Here is a 20,345-nt window from a genome sequence, read left to right as displayed (position 1 = left end):
AACATTCTGGGACTCCTGTCACCAACATTCATTCGCCTACGCAGCGAATGGGAGATGCCCTGGTCGCCCTGCGTCCGTCTCAACTACGCACAAAACCCTGCTCCGTTAAGACTACCTCAAATGGCTGGACGGCTATTCGGAATGCAATTCTTGCCTCCCTCGAGCGCTACTAGCGCACTTCGGATCAGCGAATTGCCCTGTCGCCTACCAAGGACTAAAAATCATCACTCCGCTTAGGCTCCGTTTCCCTGATTTTAAGCGATGGAGTCCGCCTGCAGGGACTCTCACGTATAGACCGTTTTTTTTATAATAAACCTCCGCTGGCGTTCGATAGTCCAAGGACTGATGAATTCGCCTGTGATTGTAAAATTCAAAATAGTCTTTCAGCCCTAAATATGCTTCATTCACTGTCTGAAAGTCATTCAGATAGACCTTTTCATACTTGACTGATCGCCACAATCGTTCAACAAAAATATTATCCAGTGCGCGGCCTCTGCCATCCATGCTAACACGGATTCCTTTCTCCAATAAGGGCCCTGTAAATCGATTCGTTGTGAATTGACTTCCCTGGTCCGTATTAAAGATTTCACACTGTGATGAACTTAGTGTTTCATTAAGGGCTGCTATGCAAAAGTCTGCGTCCATTGTCGTACTTAACGCCCAATTAAGTACATATCGGCTATGCCAGTCAATAATGGCCATCAGATAGACAAAACCATGCTTCATGCGGATGTAGGTAATATCCGTACTCCAGACCTGATTGCATCGCTCGATCTGCAGGTTTCTCAGTAAATAAGGATAGATCTTATGCTCTGAGTTGCCCTGACTTAGTCTTGGCTTTGGATATACCGCTTCCAGCCCCATCTGCCTTAGTAACCGCCTCACTCGCTTCGGATTGACCTGGTGCCCTTGAGATCTCAAATGCTCCGTCATTTTCAAGACACCGTAAAAGGGTGTTTCGGTATATTGTTTATCCAATTCATGCATCAGTATCAGGGTATAGTCATCTATGCCAACGGGTCGGTAATATAAACTTGACCTGTTGATGCTCAACAAGCAACACTGCTTTCTGATACTTAACTCTGAATGACCTGGCTCTATCCACATTTTTCGAGTCGCAAGTGGAAGAGTCATAGATTTTTTGTAACTACTCAGCGTAATTTAAACTCATAACAGATTGATTTAAAATAATAATTAATGTATCTCTCTGAATTTTAGTCCAATTTTCACCCCTTTTTAAAGGTGAAGCGGGGAGTCGCTATTTTTGCGAAAGCTTGTTTTGGGCATCCCAGCCCAAGCAAGCGGCAAAAACTTAACGCGACCACTAATGCCTTCGGCGCCCCAGACGTCCTGCGTACGTGCCACTTCGCCATTACCATCGTAAACTCGGTGCTGGCTTCGTAACACTCCCTCAAATGACTGGACGGCGTTTCGGAATGCCTTTTATTTTGTCTACACCTACGCTAGCGCTACGATTCCGACAAAACAACGGCCCTACGCCTTCTGGGGACTACCAGCCCTCGCTTTCGCTCTCCATGGCTGGCAGCGAATGACTAAAGTCAGGTTAAATTAAAATATATCCATTTGATTTTAAAGTTAAAAAACACGCTGAGTAGTTACGATTTTTTTTTAGAAAATCATTCTCTACTTTCAGTTGCCCTATCTGCTTGTACAGATCGTCAACTAAAGCCTGCTGGTCATTATCCTGTTGTTTCCTTTTAGTCGAGAATGCTTCAGGAATAACCTCTAATACAGCTTTTTTCCAATTGTTGATTTGTGTTGCATGAATACCATATTTCGCGGTAATTTCAGCTCTTGTCTTTTCCCCTTTTAGTACGTCTAATACCACTTTTACTTTGGTTTGCGTACTATGCTTCTTCCGATTTATGGTCATTTCTTAATCCTCAGTTTTGAGGGCAAGATTCTATCTTAAATGCTGGTCTAGTTTTTGGGGATCATTATAGTTTTCTATAAACATGGCAAAACCACCTAAAATAAACCTCGATACACCAGCATTGTGTATTTCAGCTACTCAATAATTGGGAAACTTCAGTTACTATCTATTAAGCCTAAATATGGAATAGCTTAATAAAAAGGTAACTACTCAGCGTGTTTTTTAACTTTAAAATCAAATGGATATATTTTGATTTAACCTGACTTTAGTCATTTTCACCTTTAAAAAGGGGTGAAAATTGGACTAAAATTCAGAGAGATACATTAATTATTATTTTAAATCAATCTGTTATGAGTTTAAATTACGCTGAGTAGTTACATAAAAAGTATAGTTATATTTAGCGGAACTGCACTCACTAAACGTCCATTGCCGCCCTGACACAGCGTAGAAGCCCGTAGTCATAGGCCTCATCAAGAGACTCATACACGGGTTTTAAGGCATTATTCTGCTCTATTGGTAAACTTAAAATTTCATCTTGAATCGTGTTTATTTCCTGCTCACTCAACTCAATTACATCCATTAACTCTACTACTCCTGACGCGATACCCTCGGCAAGATGGCCATAGATAGTTGTGTCTTTTAGCTTACGCTGCTGAGCTATTTTTTCCACAGAAAACCCAACTTTAAATAAAGCTACTGTTTCATCGACTGTTTCAGACAGTTCTGAGTTCTGTTCCTGTATCTCATGAATCCTGCTAATAACCCCTAGAAACTCATCTGCATATAATTCCAGTTTTTTCTTCCCTACTCCTGAGATTCGGGCAAACTGCTGATGATTTGTCGGTAATTTCTCCACCATTTCAGTCAGGCTGGCATCACTGAAAATAACATAGGGCGGCACATCTTGCTGATTAGCTAATTCAGTCCGCTTGGCACGTAAAGCATCCCATAAAACATTATCTCTATGTCTTGCAAAATCTCCCCGAGTCACTTTTGCTTTTTTACTCTTCGCTTTAGCCAGGTCTTTGCGCAGCCTGATTTGCGCCTCACCACGCAATAATGGCCGACAACTACTATTAAGTTTTAATGCACCATAGCCTTCAAAATCTACATCCACCAGACCTTTAACCACCAATTGTCTAAATACTGAGCGCCATTGGCTTTCATTCAGCTCTTTGCCGATACCAAAGGTGCTTTGTTTATCATGGCCAAAACTTCTGATACGTTCAATATCTTTACCTAATAAGACATCCAGCAGATAATTCACACCAAAGCGTTGCTCAGTGCGGTAAATACAGGACAGGGCTTGCTGAGCTGCAACCGTACCGTCCCAAGTTTCTACCGGTTCAAGACAGGTATCACAATTGCCACAAGGCTGAGTATCCACTTCACCGAAATAGCTTAAAAGCACTGCGCGCCGACACGATACCTGTTCACATAAACCCAGCATGGCATCCAGTTTATGTAGCTCGACCCGTTTATGCATTTCATCGGCATCCGAACCTTGCAACATTTGCCTTAGGGTAATAACATCCTGCAAACCGTAAGTCATCCACGCATTAGCAGGTTTGCCATCACGCCCTGCTCTTCCGGTTTCCTGATAATATCCTTCGATACTCTTGGGTAAGTCCAGGTGTGCGACAAAACGCACATTAGGCTTATCGATACCCATGCCAAAAGCAACAGTGGCAACAATGACCACGCCTTCGGACATTAAAAACTGGTGTTGATGCTTATTGCGCAGTTGATGCGATAGCCCAGCATGATAGGGATAGGCATCTACGCCTTTAGTCTGCAACCAGCTTGCAGTAGACTCCACTTTTTTGCGTGACAGGCAGTACACAATCCCGGCATCGCCATTATGTTCAGCCTGAATAAAACTGAGTAATTGCTGACGTGCATTATCTTTTTGCACGATACGGTAGCGAATATTAGGCCGGTCAAAGCCACTAATAAACAGCTTTGCGTGGCTTAATGTCAGGCGGCTGATAATTTCCTCGCGGGTACGCTGGTCTGCCGTTGCCGTTAGAGCGATACGAGGAATAGCTGGAAAGCGCTCAGCCAATAAACAGAGCTGTAAGTAATCACTACGAAAATCATGTCCCCACTGAGATACGCAATGCGCCTCATCGATGGCAAACAAGGCTATGTTTAAGCGACTAAATAATTGCAGGGTGCGCTCGGAGGTTAATCGCTCCGGTGCTACATACAGTAGATCCAGCTCGCCACGTAATAATTGCTGCTCTATAGCTTGCACCTGCTCATAAGCCAGGGTGGAATTTAAAAAGGCTGCATTAACGCCCAATTGATGCAAGGCATTCACCTGATCAGCCATTAAAGCGATCAAGGGGGAAATAATGATTCCAACTCCCTCACGTACTATTGCAGGGATCTGATAGCACAAGGATTTACCCCCTCCGGTAGGCATTAACACTACAGCACTGTTTCCGGCAATAAGCTCTGCAACAATTTCGGCCTGATCACCACGAAAATCCTGATAACCAAATACAGTCTGCAAAACTTCTATCGCCTGACTAGCTTTATCAGATTGCGTCACACTTTTTATCCTTTTTCTTGAAACAGTTTATAATACACATATTATGCTAGAAACCGCAGTTGACCGCTATTAAACACTAATAAGTATCTATATATTAGATAAAATGATCGTAAATATTTGCCACCTGCTGGGTAAGTATTCCCCCGCCTCACGGTTTTGTGAATAAATCTGAGCACGAAATACGGTGTTACAACTCTTGCCAAGGGTTACGGCCATTTCCTGCGAGCTGTGCATTGTCTTTCACACTCAGATTTTCCACATACTCCGTGCTCAACTGCGGTTTCCAGAATTATAAATTAAGCCTTCCCACCTTTATCAGGATTTTTGCATTAGAGCATGAGTAGTACAAATCGATTACAACTTTTACTAAAACATAAGCAACAGTCGCTGTTAAAAAATGGTCTCAAAGGCATAGAAAAAGAAAGCCTACGCTTATCTGAACAAGGTTTTATTTCTCAGACAGAACACCCACCACAACTCGGCTCCGCATTAACACATCCACATATTACAACTGATTATTCAGAAGCTTTATTAGAGTTTATTACTCCGCCCTTTGCAGGTATTGATAAAACCCTGGATTTTATGCGCAATATTCACCAGTATGTGTATGACCAGCTCGATAATGAATATTTATTAGCCACCAGCATGCCCTGCGGTATTAATGGCGACCTGAGTATTCCCATTGCCCAATATGGCAAGTCCAATATAGGTCAAATGAAACATGTCTATCGTAAAGGCTTATGGCATCGTTATGGCCGCACCATGCAAGCAATTGCAGGGATACACTTTAACTACTCGGTTCCGGAAGCACTCTGGCCAGTGTTACACCAGCTTGAAGGCGCACAAAATTCGCTCGATGACTTTAAGTCTGCGGCCTATTTTGATTTAATTCGCAACTTTCAGCGCCAGGGCTGGATTATCCTGTATTTATTTGGCGCATCGCCTGCCATCTGCAAGAGTTTCTTTAAAAGTCGCCCCGAACTGATGGCACAATTTAAGGAATTTGACCATGGCACGCTGTACTTTCCATATGCCACATCATTACGCATGAGTGATATCGGTTATAAAAGCAATAACCAGGCAGATTTAAATATTGATTACAACTCCCTCAGTGGCTATGTAGACAGCCTGACGCATGCGATTAATACACCGTATCCTGACTACCAGCCTATCGGGGTAAAAGTGCATGGCGAATATCAGCAACTGAATACTAATATTCTGCAAATTGAAAATGAATATTACAGTACCGTGCGACCTAAGCAGATTATTCAGCCCTGCGAAAAACCGACCCTGGCACTCAAGCGCCGAGGTGTACATTATGTAGAAATTCGCTCGCTGGATCTGGATCTATTTAATCCTATAGGCATTGATGCAAACCGGGCACGTTTTATCGAAGCACTGTTACTGAGCTGTCTGGTACATGAAAGCCCGGAAATTAACGCTGATGAATTTAGCATACATAATACCAACCAACTGACCGTTGCTCTTGAAGGTCGCAAGCCTGATGTTACACTGATTAAAGACCAGCAGGCTGTGCGCTTACAGGACTGGGCAAACGAAATACTGGATAATATGCAGCCTATTTGCGACATCCTGGATGCAAACGAGTCAGACAACTATTTTAATCAAACCCTGCAGGGACAGCGTAAACTGATTGCAAATCCGGAGCTAACACCCTCGGCACGTATTTTAGATGAAATGCAGACTAGCAATCAGCCATTTTCCTGCTTTGCAAATAATATATCACGCACTCATGCCGAGAATTTTACCGCTCAGACACTGAATGCGACTGATACTGAAAAATTTGAGCGAATGACTCGCGAGTCACTGCTCAAGCAAGCAGAAATTGAAACTAATGATAGCCTAGACTTTGACGCGTTTTTAGAAAAATATTTTAGTCAGCAATAACATTACCCTTATTAAATATCATGCATTCCATGTAGGCTGTGGTTGAGGCACGAAACCCAGCAAAGAAAAAGCCAAAATCTCGAATACTACCTAATATGATTAATATCGAACAAAACCAAACCGAATTGCAAGGTAAAAACCCGCGCAAGGTGCTACGCCATGCACTGAAAAATTATGACCAAGTTGCAATTTCCTTTAGCGGTGCAGAAGATGTGGTACTGATTGATATGGCGTTAAAGATTCGCCAGGATATTCAGGTGTTTTCTCTGGACACAGGGCGTTTACACCCTGAAACCTATCAGTTTATTGAAAAAGTTAGAAAGCACTACAAAATTGATATAGAACTGCTGACACCGGATTATAAACTGCTGCAAGCCCTGGTTAAACAAAAAGGCTTGTTTAGTTTTTATGAAGATGGACATGAAGAATGTTGTGGCATACGCAAAGTTGAGCCCTTAAAGCGCAAGCTGGCACAGGTGGATGCATGGATTACCGGACAACGTAAAGACCAAAGCGTGGATACCCGGCAAAATATCCCCGAAATACAAGTCGATCCGGCATTTACGACAGACAGCCACCCGCTAATTAAATTTAATCCGCTGGTCAATCAGAGTTCAGCACAGATCTGGGATTATATAGAAGCCTATCAAGTGCCGTTTAATACGCTGCATGAACAAGGTTATATCAGCATCGGCTGTGAGCCTTGTACCCGCCCTGTCTTACCTAATCAGCACGAACGCGCAGGTCGCTGGTGGTGGGAAGAAGCAACTAAAAAGGAATGTGGTCTGCATATCCCTAAATAAGCTAGAGTGCAATAGATCTTTCTATTGCACTCCCTTATTTTTACCATGAAGCTCATGAAGAAAAGATAAAAAACCTCGTTTGCATGGAGACTAAGCTCTGCTTACCCAGGCATCATACAGCAGAGCTGTTCACCCACGTATTCCCAAGCGGAGCCTGGGAACAAGCCATCTGATGATTTTAGGACAATTACTTGACCTCCTTCCAGCCTTTTCCGCACTCACTTAATATTAAGAATTCAACACATGAAAATCCAATGGTTCCCGGGACATATGCACAAGGCAGGCAAGGAAATAAAGGAAGTCCTGCCCGATATCGACTTGCTGATTGAAATACTCGATGCCCGCCTGCCGTTTAGCAGTGCCAACCCGATGTTATCGGAACTACGCGGCGATAAGCCTTGTATTAAAATACTCAATAAAGCGGATCTGGCTGATCCTGTGCGCACCCAGCAGTGGCAAAAATTTCTGGAACAGGAAGAAGGTGTAAAAACACTGGCTCTGACTGCCGTGCAAACAGATAAAGTTGATACCGTCATCGAACTATGCCGCAAATTAATCCCGCATAAAGCCACAGATAGCAAAGTCATTCATGTGCTGATTATGGGTATTCCCAATGTCGGTAAATCCACCCTGATCAATGCCCTGGCTGGTCGCACTATCGCCAAAACCGGTAATGAACCTGCGGTCACTAAACGTCAGCAACGCATAGATTTACGCAATGGTATTATCCTCTGTGATACTCCCGGTATGCTCTGGCCAAACCTGGAAAATCATAATACCGGTTATCGTCTTGCAACCACGGGAGCTATTAAAGATACGGCACTCAAGCACGACGATGTTGCATCCTTTGCCGGTGAGTTTTTTCTGCAGCACTATCCGGAAGCTTTAAAGCAACGCTATCAGTTAGCAACTCTACCCGAGACCGACTACGAATTATTACAGGTCATCGGTAAGAAACGTGGCTGCTTACGCTCAGGTGGGCATATTGATATTGATAAAGTCGCTAAAATCCTGCTCGCTGAAATCCGTGATGGCACATTAGGACGAATCACTCTGGAAACGCCTGAAATGATGCAAAAGGAACTGGCAGAGCTGACGATTATCCGCGAGAAAACAGCGACTAAAAAAGCAAAGCGTAAGCAGAACTGGAAAGGTGCGCGGTAATTTATACCTGCAATATGCTACGCACTATTCCAGCAAATACCCTCTGGCATTCTCTTGATAAAGCCTGACTTGCTGCTCTTCCCAGTTCTGGTCAAAGCCCAGCTCTTGCGCCATCAATCTAGCTACAGCAGGATCCATTTCCATGCTTGCCTGCGCATTTAAAAACAAGGCACGAGTTCTGCGCGCGAGAAAGTCTTCCACGCATAGCGCCATTTCTTCCCTGACCGCCCAAATCACTTCGGCTTTAATATAATCCAGGTCGGGGTGCAAGCATTGGGCGAGAGCCGGGTGTTGCTGAATAATCTCAGTAATACCCGCTGCATCTGTGCCATAAACTGTGAGGCTAGAATCGCTGATACTCGATGTTCAAGTTTTTTAACTGATTGATTTTATTGATAATTTTCAGGCGCGCCATGCTACCTCACGAAATTCCGGGACTCCTGTCGCCGTAATTCGTTCACCTACGCAGCGAATAGGAGATGCTCCAGCCGCCCTGCGTCCGCCACAGACTGAGCACAAAGCAGCTCAGTCATGGCTACCACAAATGGCTCTACGGCTATTCGGGATAAAATTTTAGCCTCCCTCGCGCGCTATCGCGCACTTCGGATTGGCAAATTTCCCTGCGCCTTCTGGAGACTATCAGCCCGTCCGGGGCTGACAGCGACTGACAAAGAAAGTATCAACATCATTGTAAATCAATCACTTATAAAACAAAGCCGGAAAAATTTACTTTTCTTAGCCCAGTTATAGCTGAAAACTTGAACATCGAGTGATAGAAGTCTCTATAGCTCCATGAATTGGCATATACTCAGTGACACACGGCTTTGCCTGTAAGCCGCCCAATAAATTGGGGAGTCGCTATTTTTGCGAAAGCTTGTTTTGGGCATCCCAGCCCAAGCAAGCAGCAAAAACTTAACGCGACCACTTATGCCTCCGGCGGCCCCGATTCGTCCTCGTCACCTCGTCCCGACCCAACAAGGGGTCGGAACATAGGCTCCGAATGACTTGACGCCGTGTCGGATGGCCTTTTATTTTGTCTCCACCTTCGCTAACGCTCAGACTCCGACAAAATAACGGCCCTACGGCTATCGCGGACTAAAAATCATCACTTCGCTTAGGCTCCGTTTCCCTGATTTTCAGCGATCGCCTTATCAACAATTTCTTCACCCATGCGACGATAAGTCGTCCACTTGCCACCGATAATAGAAATCAGGCCCGAGTGTGAAATTGTGAGCTTATGCCCCCGGGAAATTTCCTTAGTCTCTTCGCCCTGCTGCTCCGGTGCTGCCAGAGGTCTTAGGCCAGCAAAAATAGATAGTACATCGCTACGTTTAGGCGCCTTGCGTAGAAAAACTGCTGCAGTATCAAGAATAAAATCTATTTCTTCTTCCTGAGCCCTGGGTTCGATAGACACGTCAACACCTGGCGTATCAGTGGTACCGACAATCACCTGCTTATGCCAGGGAACAGCGAATAACACTCTACCATCTTCAGTTTTCGGGATCATGATTGCAGACTTACCCGGCAAAAAAGACTTATCAAGTACGATATGTACCCCCTGACTTGGCAGCACAGTTTTTGGCATTCCCGGCTGGTCCATCGCATGAATATGATCCACAAAAATTCCGGTTGCATTCACAACCACATGGGCATTAACCGTAACGATACGATCACTTTCTGCATCATGATAGCTAACGTCTGAGATCATACCCTCGGCATCTTTTAGCAAAGCAGTAACAGCACAATAATTGGCGACATAGCCCCCTTTATCACAAATTGTTTGTGCCAGATTGACCGCAAGCCTGGAATCATCAAACTAGCCGTCATGATAAATAACCCCGCCCTTAAGAGCTTCTTCAATCAGATTTGGGATAGCCTGCATGGCTTCCTCTTTAGAGATATGTACAGATGGGCCAAAGCCTAACTTGCCAGCCATCAAGTCATATACTTTTAAACCAGCGGTATAAAATGGGCCTGCCCACCAGTCATAATTTGGAATAATAAATTCAAGGTTTTTGACTAGATGCGGTGCATTCTGCCTGAGTAAACCTCGTTCATGCAATGCTTCCAGTACCAATGGAATATCTCCCTGTACCAGATACCGAACACCACCGTGTACCAGTTTTGTACTGCGTGAGGACATCCCCTTGGCAAAATCGTATTGTTCCAGCACCAGCGTCTGATACCCTCGTGATGCAGCATCCACACCTGCACCTAGGCCGGTAGCACCACCGCCGATGATAATAATATCCCAGATCTTTTCTGGATTATGTTGTATCGCTTCAATCGTATGCTTACGCTGCATGACATCTCCCTAGTTGTGCTTAAGCCCTGTCTGAAAACTGGCTGGGCAGCAATCTTATTCTACCCAGTGCATGGATCTTTTAACGGCTTTCAGCCATTGCTGTTTAAGCATTGAAATCTTATCAGGCAGCAATGTACCATTAAATTCATGGTCAATTTTACCTTTCAAGGTAATGTCTTCCAGGCTCCAAAACCCCGTTGCGATACCTGCTAGATAAGCAGCTCCTAGCGCAGTGGATTCAAGATTGGCAGTACGAATGATTTTAATCGCCGATATATCTGCCTGGAATTGCATAAGCTGGTTATTTGCCGTGGCACCACCATCAATACGTAGTTCTGCAATTGGCTCGCCGGTATCCGCACTCATGGTCGATAACAGCGCATCCGCGTCCAGGCGCGCCATGCTACCTCACGAAATTCCGGGACTCCTGTCGCCTATCAGGGACTAAAAATCACCACTTCGCTAAGCTACGTTTCCATGATTTTCAGCGCCAGTGTGGAGCAGCCAGGCCTTCCAGCGCATACACAACATTATCACCAATTTTCCAGGCTATCGTGGTTAACAGCTTATTGCTGGACACCACTTTTCTACAGCCAGTGTTCATGATCAAGAAAGATCCGGTTCCGTAGGTACACTTTGCCATTCCCTGCTTAAAACACTGCTGTCCAAACAAAGCCGCCTGCTGATCACCGGCTATTGCAGCAATAAGAATCCCGACTCCGATATCAGTATCTCGGGTAATACCGTAACATTCACTAGAAGACTTAACCTCTGGCAAAAGCGCAAGCGGAATATCAAATAGTTGCAGAAGTTCATCATCCCACTGTAATTGATTTATATTAACAGGCGCGCCATGCTAAAAGAAAATTCAATTGCGACTCTGGTTGAGTCTATCCCTTTTGACTCCCGCCATGAGATCAATACAGGGGTTGAAGCATACAGTGTGTACGAAAACAAGGGCATCAAATTTAACGTGGTGGATTACCGTGATCCAGAAACCGGAAAACTTTACCGGTTTGTGACAACCTTGCCAATGACTATTAACCCTGGAGCCATTGCCATGCTATATTTCAAACGATGGACGATTGAAAAGACATTCAATAACACTAAAAGTAATTTCAAGCTGAAGTTTCCCAATAATTATTTATGGTAAAATTGAAACTATGCTACAACTATATGAAAAAAATAGTCTTTTCATTCGTTTCAAATGCTATTGCCTAAGGGGAATTAAGTAGGGGTTTGCTATAAACATGGCAAACCCACCTAAAATAAACCTCGATACACCAGCATTGTGTATTTCAGCTACTCAATAATTGGGAAACTTCAGCCAGTGTAATTCACGTAAGGTTAATGATAACGGATGTTCGTTTAACTCGAAACTTCCCCTTATCCAGGCGCCGATAATAAAGCCAGAACCCATTACACTCCCAATAGAGTATTTTCAGTTTATCGCGAGAGCGGTTACAAAAGACAAAAATACTTCCGGCAAAGGGATCATGGCCAAACTATTCCGAAACAATCAGTGACAGACCATTGATAGATTTACGCATATCAGTAACGCCGGTCACCAAAAACACTTGATTAACAACAAGCCCGTTTATCATGAGATAGACCTAACCAGTTTCAGAAGCGGCTTTAATGATGCAAGTTCTGTACTGGCACAAATTTCCAGACTGAAGCCATTAGAATGAGTCACTTTGATAACTGATGAATCAGCAGGTACGCCTGATCCGTTCAACATGTCCTCTGCAACCAGTGTTACCGGAACCAATTGCTTGGCTTGTAACACTGGTGGAGCGAGCGAACTGAATTGCTTTTTGTAATAACTGAAGATATGCGGCTTGATATCATGGGCTTTGCAATACCCGACCTGAGTTAAACGACTGGCTTGCCATTGCGGTATATGATTTTGCATAGCCGCTTTATTTTGAGATGGACTCATAAATTCCTCCTGAGTTAATTGGAGGTATTAGTCTGCCATTTTTTATATTGGTTTAGAATGTGTACTTTAATTGACGCTTACGGTTATGCTGCTCACTAGCAGAAGCAGTGGCCAGGAAAATGACCTCCCGTAATAGATATGAACCCCCGGGTGGAAGTGAAACATTTGTCTTAACAGAGACAATAAATAAATCACTTATTGTTGCAGTAAAGTTAGATAAAAATGAGCTAGAAATTATCCGAATATATGCTTAGATATTAAAGCTTAAATAGATAAGATTGCATTAAACCTATATACATCAGTTAATGTATGAATTTTATGGAAAATCTGGGCGTGAAAGTCAAAGAACCGATCGAAGAGAATGGTTATTCCCTTGTCGAGAGCGGTTCTGCAGGATTTCGCGTCCAGATTTTTTCACAAAGCCGTCACCTCCCTACGTATGCCTAACTTATTCATCCTCGGGCGCAGGGTATTGGGATGCATTTCTAAAATTGCAGCACTGCCATTTTCGCCGGAAATTTGCCATTGCACACTTTCCAGCACTTTAATAATATGCGCTTTTTCTATTGCTGCCAGGGGCAATAGTACTTGACCAGAGACTTTATCACTTAGTCCTGAATTATACAAAGGGGCTACCTGCAGAGTTTGATCAGGTGAAAGTATGACTGCGCGTTCAATCACGTTTTCCAGTTCCCGCACATTTCCTGGCCAGCTGTAGCTAATTAAATTCTCCATCACGCTCTCTGGAATATGCTTAATCTGCTTGCTCATTTTCTGTGCATATTTACCGACAAAGCTTTGCGCTAATATTGCAATATCATTTTTGCGCTTGCGTAAGGCGGGAATGGTTAACGGGAATACACTAAGCCGATAATATAGATCTTCGAGAAACTCACCCTCGGCGACCATTTGCTTTAAATCCCTATGGGTAGCAGCAACCACTCGAACATTTATCTTAATGGTTTTTGAGTCGCCCAGGCGTTCGATTTCACCTTCCTGTAGTACGCGCAATAATTTTGCCTGTAGCTCCAACGGGATCTCACCTATTTCATCCAGAAAAATCGTACCTTCAATCGCTGAAAATCATGGAAACGGAGCTTAGCGAAGTGGTGATTTTTAGTCCCTGATAGGCGACAGGGCAATTCGCTGATTCGACGTGTGCTAGCAGCACGCGAGAGGAGCAAGAATTGCATTCCGAATAGCCGTCCAGCCAGTGAGGTAGTAATGACGAAGCGGCTTTTGTGCGTAGTCGTTGCGGACGCAGGGCGTTCAGGGCATCTCCCATCCGCTGCGTAGGTGAACGAATTATGGCGACAGGAGTCCCGGAATTTCGTGAGGTAGCATGGCGCGCCTGACCCTTGAGATGATTATTATCCATAATCCGGGTACTAACAAAATCTACCGAAAAGAAAGTCCCATCACTACGCCAGAAAACTTTGTCACAGGCTTTAAACCGCTGTTTACCGCGCATTATATTTTGCACTGGACAGTATTTATCTGCATCCGGCTCATCACGCCCAAAAATATCATGAATGGTTTTCCCGGCTACCCCGTCCTCTGGCCAGACTAGCATAATGGCAGCAGCAGGGTTAATAAAAGTGACCCTGCCCTCACGGCCAAAGCCACAGATGCCTTCCCCTGCAGAGGCTAAAATCAATTCATTTTTGCGTTGTAACAGGGTAACCTTCGCTTCTGCTTGCTTGAGTTTACTCACACCCTGGAACACCACCACTGCACCTATGATGGCATTATTTTCCCAAATTGGGGTACTGGTGTAATGCACTGGAAAACACGAGCCATCTTTACGCCAGAACACCTCATGCGTGACATGATGTACTTCACCATCTTTTAAGGCGGCATAAATCGGGCACTCATGACGCGGATAATGCTCACCATTTTCTTTGCTATGATGGTGCTGCATATGCCCCAGTTCACCAAGTGTTTCTTGCTCAACCCCCAGCCGTTCATTTTCAGCGCAGCGGGGTTAACAAAGGTTATCCTGCCGTCTATATCCAGGCCATAAATACCATCGACAGCGGAACTCAGAATCAACTCGTATCGATGTAAAATTTGTGCGGAATCTGTCATGGTAAAATTTTTGTTCTAAATTCCGTTCTGAATAATTTTCCATTTCTGATAAGGCGTATTTTAACCGTTTTATTAACCGGAATTTTCTCTACAATATCCATCAGTGTTCCCCTATCAATTGAGGCCGTGAAACTAACCTCGCCACAAGAGAGCTCATAAAGCACTGTAAAGACATTCCTGTTATTATTGCGTTTTGAACTGCCCGAATGGTATACGAGCTGATACGAGATATTCTTGCCTGGAAAAATAATGGATTCACAAAACGATCTCGTTTTTGAGCCTGTTGCTGCCTTATCTCCAGAGCCTCGCTATATTTTTTATCCGATGGATGAATCAATTCTGGCTGTTGTATTTTTGAAATCTCTTCAAACACGCGCATTAAATTATAGCTCATTGCAGTCAGGCGCATTTGATTTTCAAGTGAGCGGGTATTGGAAGATCAAGCTTTAGTTTCCTTGAAATTACTTTTACTCGATGTTCAAGTTTTTGATATTGAGAAGGTAAAATCAGGTATTCTGAGGTTGTTGTAATTTTATCGGTGTAAGCCCATGTTAATGAATGCCCCAGCCACCTTTATCCAAAGCTATATTGACGATTTAAATGATGCGCTCAATCAGCTAAAACCCGGAGCCGCTTGGTTGGGCACTTGTTTAACGGGCATACTGCTAATGAACTCTGTTTGCTGGGCTAAGTTTGAGCGAGCAAGCCTTGGAGATTGCAAAGTAGCCGTATTATCCTGGGTGTTTCGTAAAGCAAGTATACCCTGGGACTGGTTGCTACGGGTGAGTGTGGTCTTAATTTTAAAACGTTATGGCATTACTGAAGGTGTGTTGGCCTTTGATGAATCAGACCGAGCACGATCTAAGTCTACAAAACGTATTTATAAGGTTTACAAGCAGAAACACAAAGGCTCCGGCGGGTATGTTAATGGACAAACGATAGTATTATTGCTGCTAGTTACCTCATCCATTACAGTGCCTGTCGGTTTTTTCTTTTATATGCCGGATCCAGCCTTAAAGCAGTGGGATAAAGAAGATAAACGGTTGAAAAAGAGCGGTATAGCAAAAAAAGATCGGCCTATTAAGCCTGAACGTGACAGTGCCTACCCGACCAAAACAGAGATTGCATTAGGCTTATTAAAAGAGTTTAAAGTTGCGCATAGCCTGATTAAAATTAAAGGCGTACTGGCTGATGCGCTGTATGGTGAAAAGCCTTTATGGACGAAGCCGCTAAAGAATCTGGAGGCTCGCAGGTGATTAGCCAATTACGTAAAAACCAAAATATTGAATATAGAGGTAGAATAAGGTCAGTCGAGAGCTACTTTAATTCGATTAACAAAGGCATTGATCAGATAATACGTGTACGTGGCGGCAAAGAGATTAAAGTGACTGTCAGCAGTGCACGATTGAAGGTGAGTTCTCACAGTAAAAAACGCTTTGTCATTGCCTTAAAATATGACGGTGAAAACTACTATCGCTATTTAGTGGCGACAGACCTGACTTGGCGCACACAAGATATTATTCAAGCCTATACGTTGAGATGGCTGATTGAGGTTTTCTTTGAGGACTGGAAGCTTTATGAAGGATGGGGGCGTGAGGCCAAACAATTAGATGAAGAGGGATCAAGCCGTGGCCTGATTCTGAGTCTTTTGTTTGACCATTGCCTTCTCCTTCACCCAGAGCAAATAGCCCGCATTGAAAGCAAACTACCTGCGTATACCGTAGGAAGCTTACAGCGCAAGTCTCAAATGGATGTACTGCTTGAGTTCATCACGTCATTGCTAGAGTTTCCAGATCCTGGTGATAAGCTGAAAGAGTTAGGTGAATTAATAAAGGATGTGTTTCAACTGATGCCATCAGGAAAACATATGATTGGCAGAGATTTAGGGCGCTTAGAGCCAACAGCATCATTAAAGTATTGTTCTGCTGGGTGAAGGTAAGAGTTTGATGGCAATGGGATGGAAAAACTTGAACATCGAGTTATAAGGAATTTTTTACCGCTGATAACGCTCAAAAGTTGTCACTAATTCTGGCGGCAGAGGATCATATTCTAGGCTTGGAAGATGGCAAAAAACGCCAGGCGCGCCATGCTACCTCACGAAATTCCGGGACTCCTGTCGCCATAATTCGTTCACCTACGCAGCGGATGGGAGATGCCCTGAACGCCCTGCGTCCGCAACGACTACGCACAAAAGCCGCTTCGTCATTAACTACCTCAGGCTATTCGGAATGCAATTCTTGCTCCTCTCGCGTGCTGCTAGCACACGTCGAATCAGCGAATTGCCCTGTCGCCTATCAGGGACTAAAAATCACCACTTCGCTAAGCTCCGTTTCCATGATTTTCAGCGGGCGAGATACCCATCATGCTGGTGAAGGTTGCATAAATCGCTATCCCGAACAGGTAAAATATAGCAACGCTCACACCAATGAAAAAGCCACCAAAAATTGAGATCTCTTTAAACAGGACAATCGCGCTATCAAGCCTAGAGAGTGTTGTTTCTTTAGCTTCTTCACTTTGCATTTGACTATTCCTGGCTATTCACGAATAAGTAATCACTGAATGATTGCAGTTGTTGTAATTGCGGACTGCTGGGAAGTAATAATCGTAACTGGTAAAGTCTTTGCCTGGCTTGCAGCAATTGCTTTTGCGCCAGTAATTCAAGAATATCCCGACATTGCCGCTCAATGATAAACTCGCGAAACACCAAGGCTAGGCGGGTCTTATGCTGGCTTAAGGAAATAGCTAACGCTGTTATGCTCTGCTCAATATTACCTGCTACATATGCCTCGACTGCTTTAGTTAGCCATTGCTGTGCAGATCGTTCAGCGTTAATCAATACTGTCAGATCAGCCTTGCATCGGGCGCATATTACCCGACCTTTGAGTCGTGCATTACAACTGGGGCAACGCTGCATCAGGACTCCAGATAATAAATAATATCCTGTAATTCCCGGGTTAGGTCATCCAGTCCCTGAATATCTTTGGCATCGATACAGTTTTTTAGCGTTTCAATTAAGTCGCTCATGTCTTCCTTATCTTCATTAGACACCTTCCCGAACAAACATTCGGCTTTAGAAATCAACTCACCAGCTGCAACTATTTCCGGTGCTATAATTCCAGTTTTTTCTTCAGGTGGCTGATCTTCTATAACCCGAGGGTCCATTTGTCCTAGTAAAGAATTAATACGCTGCTTTGCGGTATCCAGCGCATCACCCTCAAATTCAGATAAGGCATTTTTAATGATGATGCACTTTTCCAGCCCAGTGTCTTTTTCCTGCGCTGAAACCTGTAACATTCCATTTAGATCCAGTGCCAGCGTCAGAGTAATCACATTTCCAGAGGCAACATCTAACAGACCCTCAACCCGAAACTCACCAATTTTGACATTATTCAACGCATCGGGATCTTCTCCCTGATATAGCGTAATCTCCACCGCTTCCTGGCCATCATAACTAGTCGCAAACGCATCGGACTTACGACTCGGCAACACGGTGTTTTTATGAATTATCGGCACATACATAAACGGATACGGCGAGCCATCCAGACTACCTATCGCACTTGTTCCATAGGTATATGGCGTGACATCAACCAATACAGTATCCACTTCCTGCCCAGCTATCATCGCAGCCTGAATAGCTGCCCCTATAGTGACACATAAGTTCGGATTGACTTCACTATGCGGCTCAAAGCCAAATTCATTCAGCAGGCGTTCGCGTATACAAGGCGTGCGCGTAGAACCTCCCACCAATATGATTTCATCAATATCAGCAGTAGTGAACCTTGCACCTTTTAGCGCGATATGTACTGCATCCAGTGTGGCATTAATATAATCATCAATCATCTCTTCATAAGCCATACGGGATAGTTCATGCGATAAATGAATGGCAACGCCTTCATGCTCCAGCAAGTATTCTTCTTCAATCTGCGCATAGGGCTGGTCGGAAAGTAAAAACTTTGCCTCTTCTGCAGCGCGGGTAATGCGCGCCATCGCCTTACTATGCGCACGCACATTGACCTGGTAAGTGTCCTGAATTTGCGCTAGCAAATAGTCAACAATCTGCTGATCAAAATCATCACCCCCCAGTTGATTATCTCCATGACTCGACAATACTTCAACCACGCCCGACTCGATATTCACCACCGAGACATCAAAGGTTCCCCCTCCCAGATCATAGACAAGCACATGTTTAGACTCGGATTGATTAGCATCATAGGCTAACGCGGCAGCAGTCGGCTCGTTGATCATGCGCACTACTTCCAGACCTGCAATCTCTCCAGCCTCGCGAGTTGCCTGGCGTTGTGCATCAGAAAAATAAGCAGGAACGGTAATCACTGCCTTGCTAACTGTTTGTCCTAAGTCATTTTCTGCAATAGACTTCAGGCGCTTAAGAATAATCGCTGAAATCTCCTGCGGAGTGTAACTCTGCTCGGCTAATACGACATGCGTATCCTGCCCCATCTGGCGTTTGATCGATTTAATAGTGCGTTCCGGATAGACTAGATATTGGTTGCGAGCCGTTTCACCGACGATAACCTGCCCGTTATCATCTATTCCGACAAATGACGGTAGCATTTTACTATCGCCATCAGCAATTACTCTCACCTTACCGTTTTCGACGATAGAAACTTCTGCGTTAGTGGTTCCTAAATCTATACCAATAATAATATCGTTCATGTATTATCTAATCCTGATTTTATTTACTTTAACTTCTGCCAGACGTAGTACCTGGCCCTGATATAAAAAGCCAGTGCGCAATTCTTCTAGTACTATGCCATTGCCAAGTTTTTGATTCTCACCGGTTTCAACTGCTATCATGGTCAAAGGATCTAGCTTGTGCCCTACGCAGTCCACTGCTTTTACCTGGTAGTTTTGTAATAATTGCTCAAAGCGCCTGAGCGTCATTTGCTGTCCTTGTTTAAAGCGCTCGATAAAACGCACGTCATGTTTTTTAGAGTGCCTGAACAGGGAACTAAGCGGTTGATAATTTTTTAACACAGTAACTCCGGCACTTATGCGGTCATATAGATCGACCATTTCCAGCAACAGAGTGCGCATCATTTCAGCTTGTTGTTGATCAAAGCGCTCGGCACTTGCCGCAAGCTCGGCTGATAGCACTTTATTATCTTGCTGCACGGTATCCAGAGCTGAACTCAAAGTATCCAGGGTATTTTTATATTGCCTGGCTTCTGCTTTGACCTCTGTTTTTAAGCCAGTTATTTCTCCCAGCAAGGTATGCAGATCTGGTTGTTCTGAAGAGCTCAGTGATCCAGCATGGCTGTACTCAAGATACTTCTGAAAGTCTTCCAGTAATTCAGTTTTTTGTATTTCTGTACTCATGTGTTATCAGCATCTGCAAAGGCATTTAAAAGGCTTGTATCATCCATGCTTATACTTAGTAGTTTATTAAACGATTCAGCGCTCACTGTAGTGCCTACTTGCTTAGTATGTAGCGCTTTATCGAGTATCGTATTGAAATCAGCAGCCTGTAGGGTAAATAAATTATGAGCAACCCTACTTTTATGATCTTTAATTGAGGTATACGTATCATGAATTAACTGAAACCGCTGCTGATTTCGGTCCGGCGGATTATTCTTAACCTGTTGCAAATATGCCTGTTTAATTGCTTTATCATTGGCATCAACTGCAACGTCAAGTATTTGATAAGGTGTTTGCATTATTTTTAT

24 protein-coding genes and 5 pseudogenes are annotated in these 20,345 nt (G+C 43.9%); 11 read left to right on the top strand and 18 right to left on the bottom strand.

Annotated features, from left to right (window positions below; all coding sequences use genetic code 11):
- The first annotated feature begins 47 nt into the window (after positions 1–47).
- Positions 48–173 carry a hypothetical protein gene (locus K6984_RS32130; RefSeq protein ID WP_263458612.1) on the top strand — a complete coding sequence of 42 codons (126 nt, stop codon included), beginning with the start codon at positions 48–50 and terminating at the stop codon, positions 171–173.
- A 31-nt stretch (positions 174–204) separates the two neighbouring features.
- On the opposite strand, the pseudogene K6984_RS01110 reads toward K6984_RS32130, so the two are convergent.
- The 3 genes and pseudogenes from K6984_RS01110 to recQ all read right to left on the bottom strand — a co-directional run.
- Positions 205–1,143: pseudogene (locus K6984_RS01110) on the bottom strand (IS3 family transposase); the annotation flags it as partial.
- 421 nt (positions 1,144–1,564) lie between these two features.
- On the bottom strand, positions 1,565–1,894 hold the full coding sequence (locus tag K6984_RS01105; RefSeq protein ID WP_221893790.1) for a hypothetical protein: 330 nt from the start codon (positions 1,892–1,894) through the stop codon (positions 1,565–1,567).
- A gap of 415 nt (positions 1,895–2,309) precedes the next feature.
- Entirely contained in the window at positions 2,310–4,451 is a 2,142-nt protein-coding gene (gene recQ, locus K6984_RS01100; protein WP_221893789.1) for a DNA helicase RecQ, read from the bottom strand.
- Positions 4,452–4,787: 336 nt separating this feature from the next.
- Between recQ and gshA the strand changes: the two genes are divergently transcribed.
- The 3 genes from gshA (at position 4,788) to ylqF (ending at position 8,326) form a co-directional block, all read left to right on the top strand.
- Positions 4,788–6,359: a glutamate--cysteine ligase gene (gene gshA, locus K6984_RS01095; RefSeq protein WP_221893788.1), complete on the top strand. Its 1,572-nt coding sequence runs from the start codon at positions 4,788–4,790 to the stop codon at positions 6,357–6,359.
- 95 nt (positions 6,360–6,454) lie between these two features.
- The gene (locus K6984_RS01090; RefSeq protein WP_221894112.1) at positions 6,455–7,162 is read left to right on the top strand and encodes a phosphoadenylyl-sulfate reductase; all 708 of its coding nucleotides are present in this window, start codon (positions 6,455–6,457) and stop codon (positions 7,160–7,162) included.
- 243 nt (positions 7,163–7,405) lie between these two features.
- Positions 7,406–8,326 carry a ribosome biogenesis GTPase YlqF gene (gene ylqF / locus K6984_RS01085; RefSeq protein WP_221893787.1) on the top strand — a complete coding sequence of 307 codons (921 nt, stop codon included), beginning with the start codon at positions 7,406–7,408 and terminating at the stop codon, positions 8,324–8,326.
- Between the two features lie 24 nt (positions 8,327–8,350).
- Here the strand turns inward: ylqF and K6984_RS01080 are convergent, their stop codons facing one another.
- Positions 8,351–8,683 (bottom strand): glycerol-3-phosphate dehydrogenase C-terminal domain-containing protein, encoded by a 333-nt coding sequence (locus K6984_RS01080; protein WP_221894111.1) that lies wholly within the window; start codon positions 8,681–8,683, stop codon positions 8,351–8,353.
- A gap of 174 nt (positions 8,684–8,857) precedes the next feature.
- Here K6984_RS01080 and K6984_RS01075 point away from each other — a divergent pair, with 174 nt between their 5' ends.
- Positions 8,858–9,076, top strand: a complete 219-nt coding sequence (locus K6984_RS01075; RefSeq protein WP_221893786.1) for a hypothetical protein — start codon at positions 8,858–8,860, stop codon at positions 9,074–9,076.
- A 114-nt stretch (positions 9,077–9,190) separates the two neighbouring features.
- A complete protein-coding gene (locus K6984_RS32125; RefSeq protein WP_263458596.1) occupies positions 9,191–9,319 on the top strand; it encodes a hypothetical protein in 129 nt (42 codons plus the stop codon).
- Positions 9,320–9,467: 148 nt separating this feature from the next.
- On the opposite strand, the pseudogene K6984_RS01070 reads toward K6984_RS32125, so the two are convergent.
- The 3 genes and pseudogenes from K6984_RS01070 to K6984_RS01060 all read right to left on the bottom strand — a co-directional run.
- Positions 9,468–10,631: pseudogene (locus K6984_RS01070) on the bottom strand (glycerol-3-phosphate dehydrogenase/oxidase); the annotation flags it as partial.
- Positions 10,632–10,685: 54 nt separating this feature from the next.
- Positions 10,686–11,033, bottom strand: a complete 348-nt coding sequence (locus K6984_RS01065; RefSeq protein ID WP_221893785.1) for an FGGY-family carbohydrate kinase — start codon at positions 11,031–11,033, stop codon at positions 10,686–10,688.
- A gap of 106 nt (positions 11,034–11,139) precedes the next feature.
- Positions 11,140–11,472 (bottom strand): annotated as a pseudogene (locus tag K6984_RS01060) (FGGY family carbohydrate kinase); the annotation flags it as partial.
- Here K6984_RS01060 and K6984_RS01055 point away from each other — a divergent pair.
- Entirely contained in the window at positions 11,461–11,784 is a 324-nt protein-coding gene (locus tag K6984_RS01055; protein ID WP_221893784.1) for a hypothetical protein, read from the top strand. The pseudogene K6984_RS01060 and the gene K6984_RS01055 sit on opposite strands and share 12 nt — an antisense overlap.
- A gap of 184 nt (positions 11,785–11,968) precedes the next feature.
- On the opposite strand, the pseudogene tnpB reads toward K6984_RS01055, so the two are convergent.
- From tnpB to K6984_RS01025, 7 genes and pseudogenes are all read right to left on the bottom strand, one after another.
- Positions 11,969–12,124 (bottom strand): annotated as a pseudogene (gene tnpB / locus K6984_RS35910) (IS66 family insertion sequence element accessory protein TnpB); the annotation flags it as partial.
- Between the two features lie 107 nt (positions 12,125–12,231).
- Positions 12,232–12,573, bottom strand: a complete 342-nt coding sequence (tnpA, locus tag K6984_RS01045; protein WP_221893783.1) for an IS66 family insertion sequence element accessory protein TnpA — start codon at positions 12,571–12,573, stop codon at positions 12,232–12,234.
- Positions 12,574–12,987: 414 nt separating this feature from the next.
- The gene (locus tag K6984_RS01040) at positions 12,988–13,605 is read right to left on the bottom strand and encodes an AAA-type ATPase lid domain-containing protein (protein WP_230987798.1); all 618 of its coding nucleotides are present in this window, start codon (positions 13,603–13,605) and stop codon (positions 12,988–12,990) included.
- Between the two features lie 37 nt (positions 13,606–13,642).
- Entirely contained in the window at positions 13,643–13,858 is a 216-nt protein-coding gene (locus K6984_RS30385) for a hypothetical protein (RefSeq protein WP_147883717.1), read from the bottom strand.
- Between the two features lie 138 nt (positions 13,859–13,996).
- Positions 13,997–14,494 (bottom strand): annotated as a pseudogene (locus tag K6984_RS35905) (PAS domain-containing protein); the annotation flags it as partial.
- On the bottom strand, positions 14,422–14,661 hold the full coding sequence (locus tag K6984_RS01030; protein WP_221893781.1) for a PAS domain-containing protein: 240 nt from the start codon (positions 14,659–14,661) through the stop codon (positions 14,422–14,424). The pseudogene K6984_RS35905 and the gene K6984_RS01030, both read right to left, overlap by 73 nt.
- Before the next feature lie 100 nt (positions 14,662–14,761).
- A complete protein-coding gene (locus K6984_RS01025; RefSeq protein WP_221893780.1) occupies positions 14,762–15,070 on the bottom strand; it encodes a hypothetical protein in 309 nt (102 codons plus the stop codon).
- 139 nt (positions 15,071–15,209) lie between these two features.
- On the opposite strand from K6984_RS01025, the gene K6984_RS30375 reads away from it, so the two are divergent.
- Together K6984_RS30375 and K6984_RS30370 are read left to right on the top strand one after the other, a co-directional pair.
- Positions 15,210–15,917: a transposase gene (locus K6984_RS30375; protein ID WP_230987796.1), complete on the top strand. Its 708-nt coding sequence runs from the start codon at positions 15,210–15,212 to the stop codon at positions 15,915–15,917.
- A complete protein-coding gene (locus K6984_RS30370; RefSeq protein WP_230987795.1) occupies positions 15,878–16,594 on the top strand; it encodes a hypothetical protein in 717 nt (238 codons plus the stop codon). Before K6984_RS30375 ends, K6984_RS30370 begins: the two co-directional genes overlap by 40 nt.
- 109 nt (positions 16,595–16,703) lie before the next feature.
- Here the strand turns inward: K6984_RS30370 and K6984_RS01015 are convergent, their stop codons facing one another.
- On the bottom strand, positions 16,704–16,850 hold the full coding sequence (locus K6984_RS01015) for a hypothetical protein (RefSeq protein WP_221893779.1): 147 nt from the start codon (positions 16,848–16,850) through the stop codon (positions 16,704–16,706).
- Between K6984_RS01015 and K6984_RS01010 the strand changes: the two genes are divergently transcribed.
- Together K6984_RS01010 and K6984_RS32120 are read left to right on the top strand one after the other, a co-directional pair.
- Positions 16,807–17,109, top strand: a complete 303-nt coding sequence (locus K6984_RS01010; protein ID WP_221893778.1) for a hypothetical protein — start codon at positions 16,807–16,809, stop codon at positions 17,107–17,109. The genes K6984_RS01015 and K6984_RS01010 overlap by 44 nt on opposite strands.
- 111 nt (positions 17,110–17,220) lie before the next feature.
- Positions 17,221–17,349, top strand: coding sequence for a hypothetical protein (locus tag K6984_RS32120; protein ID WP_263458611.1), 129 nt, complete (start codon positions 17,221–17,223; stop codon positions 17,347–17,349).
- A 225-nt stretch (positions 17,350–17,574) separates the two neighbouring features.
- Here the strand turns inward: K6984_RS32120 and K6984_RS01005 are convergent, their stop codons facing one another.
- From K6984_RS01005 to K6984_RS00995, 3 genes are read right to left on the bottom strand one after another with little or no spacing between them, the layout of a single operon-like run.
- The gene (locus K6984_RS01005) at positions 17,575–19,335 is read right to left on the bottom strand and encodes an Hsp70 family protein (protein WP_221893777.1); all 1,761 of its coding nucleotides are present in this window, start codon (positions 19,333–19,335) and stop codon (positions 17,575–17,577) included.
- Between the two features lie 3 nt (positions 19,336–19,338).
- Positions 19,339–19,998, bottom strand: coding sequence for a nucleotide exchange factor GrpE (gene grpE / locus K6984_RS01000; RefSeq protein ID WP_221893776.1), 660 nt, complete (start codon positions 19,996–19,998; stop codon positions 19,339–19,341).
- Entirely contained in the window at positions 19,995–20,336 is a 342-nt protein-coding gene (locus tag K6984_RS00995; RefSeq protein WP_221893775.1) for a J domain-containing protein, read from the bottom strand. Before K6984_RS00995 ends, grpE begins: the two co-directional genes overlap by 4 nt.
- Between the last annotated feature and the right edge of the window lie 9 nt (positions 20,337–20,345).

Source organism: Bathymodiolus japonicus methanotrophic gill symbiont (assembly GCF_019721995.1).
In the GTDB taxonomy this organism is placed as follows: domain Bacteria; phylum Pseudomonadota; class Gammaproteobacteria; order Methylococcales; family Methylomonadaceae; genus Methyloprofundus.
Note: the sequence above shows the minus strand (reverse complement) of the source record. Positions and strands in the feature narration are given on the sequence as shown.

Coding starts and splice junctions, on each gene's coding strand:
- K6984_RS32130 (WP_263458612.1), top strand. CDS start 48: ATGGGAGATGCCCTGGTCGCCCTGCGTCCGTCTCAACTACGCACAAAA.
- K6984_RS01105 (WP_221893790.1), bottom strand. CDS start 1,894: ATGACCATAAATCGGAAGAAGCATAGTACGCAAACCAAAGTAAAAGTG.
- gshA (WP_221893788.1), top strand. CDS start 4,788: ATGAGTAGTACAAATCGATTACAACTTTTACTAAAACATAAGCAACAG.
- K6984_RS01090 (WP_221894112.1), top strand. CDS start 6,455: ATGATTAATATCGAACAAAACCAAACCGAATTGCAAGGTAAAAACCCG.
- ylqF (WP_221893787.1), top strand. CDS start 7,406: ATGAAAATCCAATGGTTCCCGGGACATATGCACAAGGCAGGCAAGGAA.
- K6984_RS01075 (WP_221893786.1), top strand. CDS start 8,858: ATGGCTACCACAAATGGCTCTACGGCTATTCGGGATAAAATTTTAGCC.
- K6984_RS01065 (WP_221893785.1), bottom strand. CDS start 11,033: ATGGCGCGCCTGGACGCGGATGCGCTGTTATCGACCATGAGTGCGGAT.
- tnpA (WP_221893783.1), bottom strand. CDS start 12,573: ATGAGTCCATCTCAAAATAAAGCGGCTATGCAAAATCATATACCGCAA.
- K6984_RS30385 (WP_147883717.1), bottom strand. CDS start 13,858: ATGGGAGATGCCCTGAACGCCCTGCGTCCGCAACGACTACGCACAAAA.
- K6984_RS01030 (WP_221893781.1), bottom strand. CDS start 14,661: ATGACAGATTCCGCACAAATTTTACATCGATACGAGTTGATTCTGAGT.
- K6984_RS01025 (WP_221893780.1), bottom strand. CDS start 15,070: ATGCGCCTGACTGCAATGAGCTATAATTTAATGCGCGTGTTTGAAGAG.
- K6984_RS30375 (WP_230987796.1), top strand. CDS start 15,210: ATGTTAATGAATGCCCCAGCCACCTTTATCCAAAGCTATATTGACGAT.
- K6984_RS30370 (WP_230987795.1), top strand. CDS start 15,878: ATGGACGAAGCCGCTAAAGAATCTGGAGGCTCGCAGGTGATTAGCCAA.
- K6984_RS01010 (WP_221893778.1), top strand. CDS start 16,807: ATGGGAGATGCCCTGAACGCCCTGCGTCCGCAACGACTACGCACAAAA.
- K6984_RS32120 (WP_263458611.1), top strand. CDS start 17,221: ATGATTGCAGTTGTTGTAATTGCGGACTGCTGGGAAGTAATAATCGTA.
- K6984_RS01005 (WP_221893777.1), bottom strand. CDS start 19,335: ATGAACGATATTATTATTGGTATAGATTTAGGAACCACTAACGCAGAA.
- grpE (WP_221893776.1), bottom strand. CDS start 19,998: ATGAGTACAGAAATACAAAAAACTGAATTACTGGAAGACTTTCAGAAG.
- K6984_RS00995 (WP_221893775.1), bottom strand. CDS start 20,336: ATGCAAACACCTTATCAAATACTTGACGTTGCAGTTGATGCCAATGAT.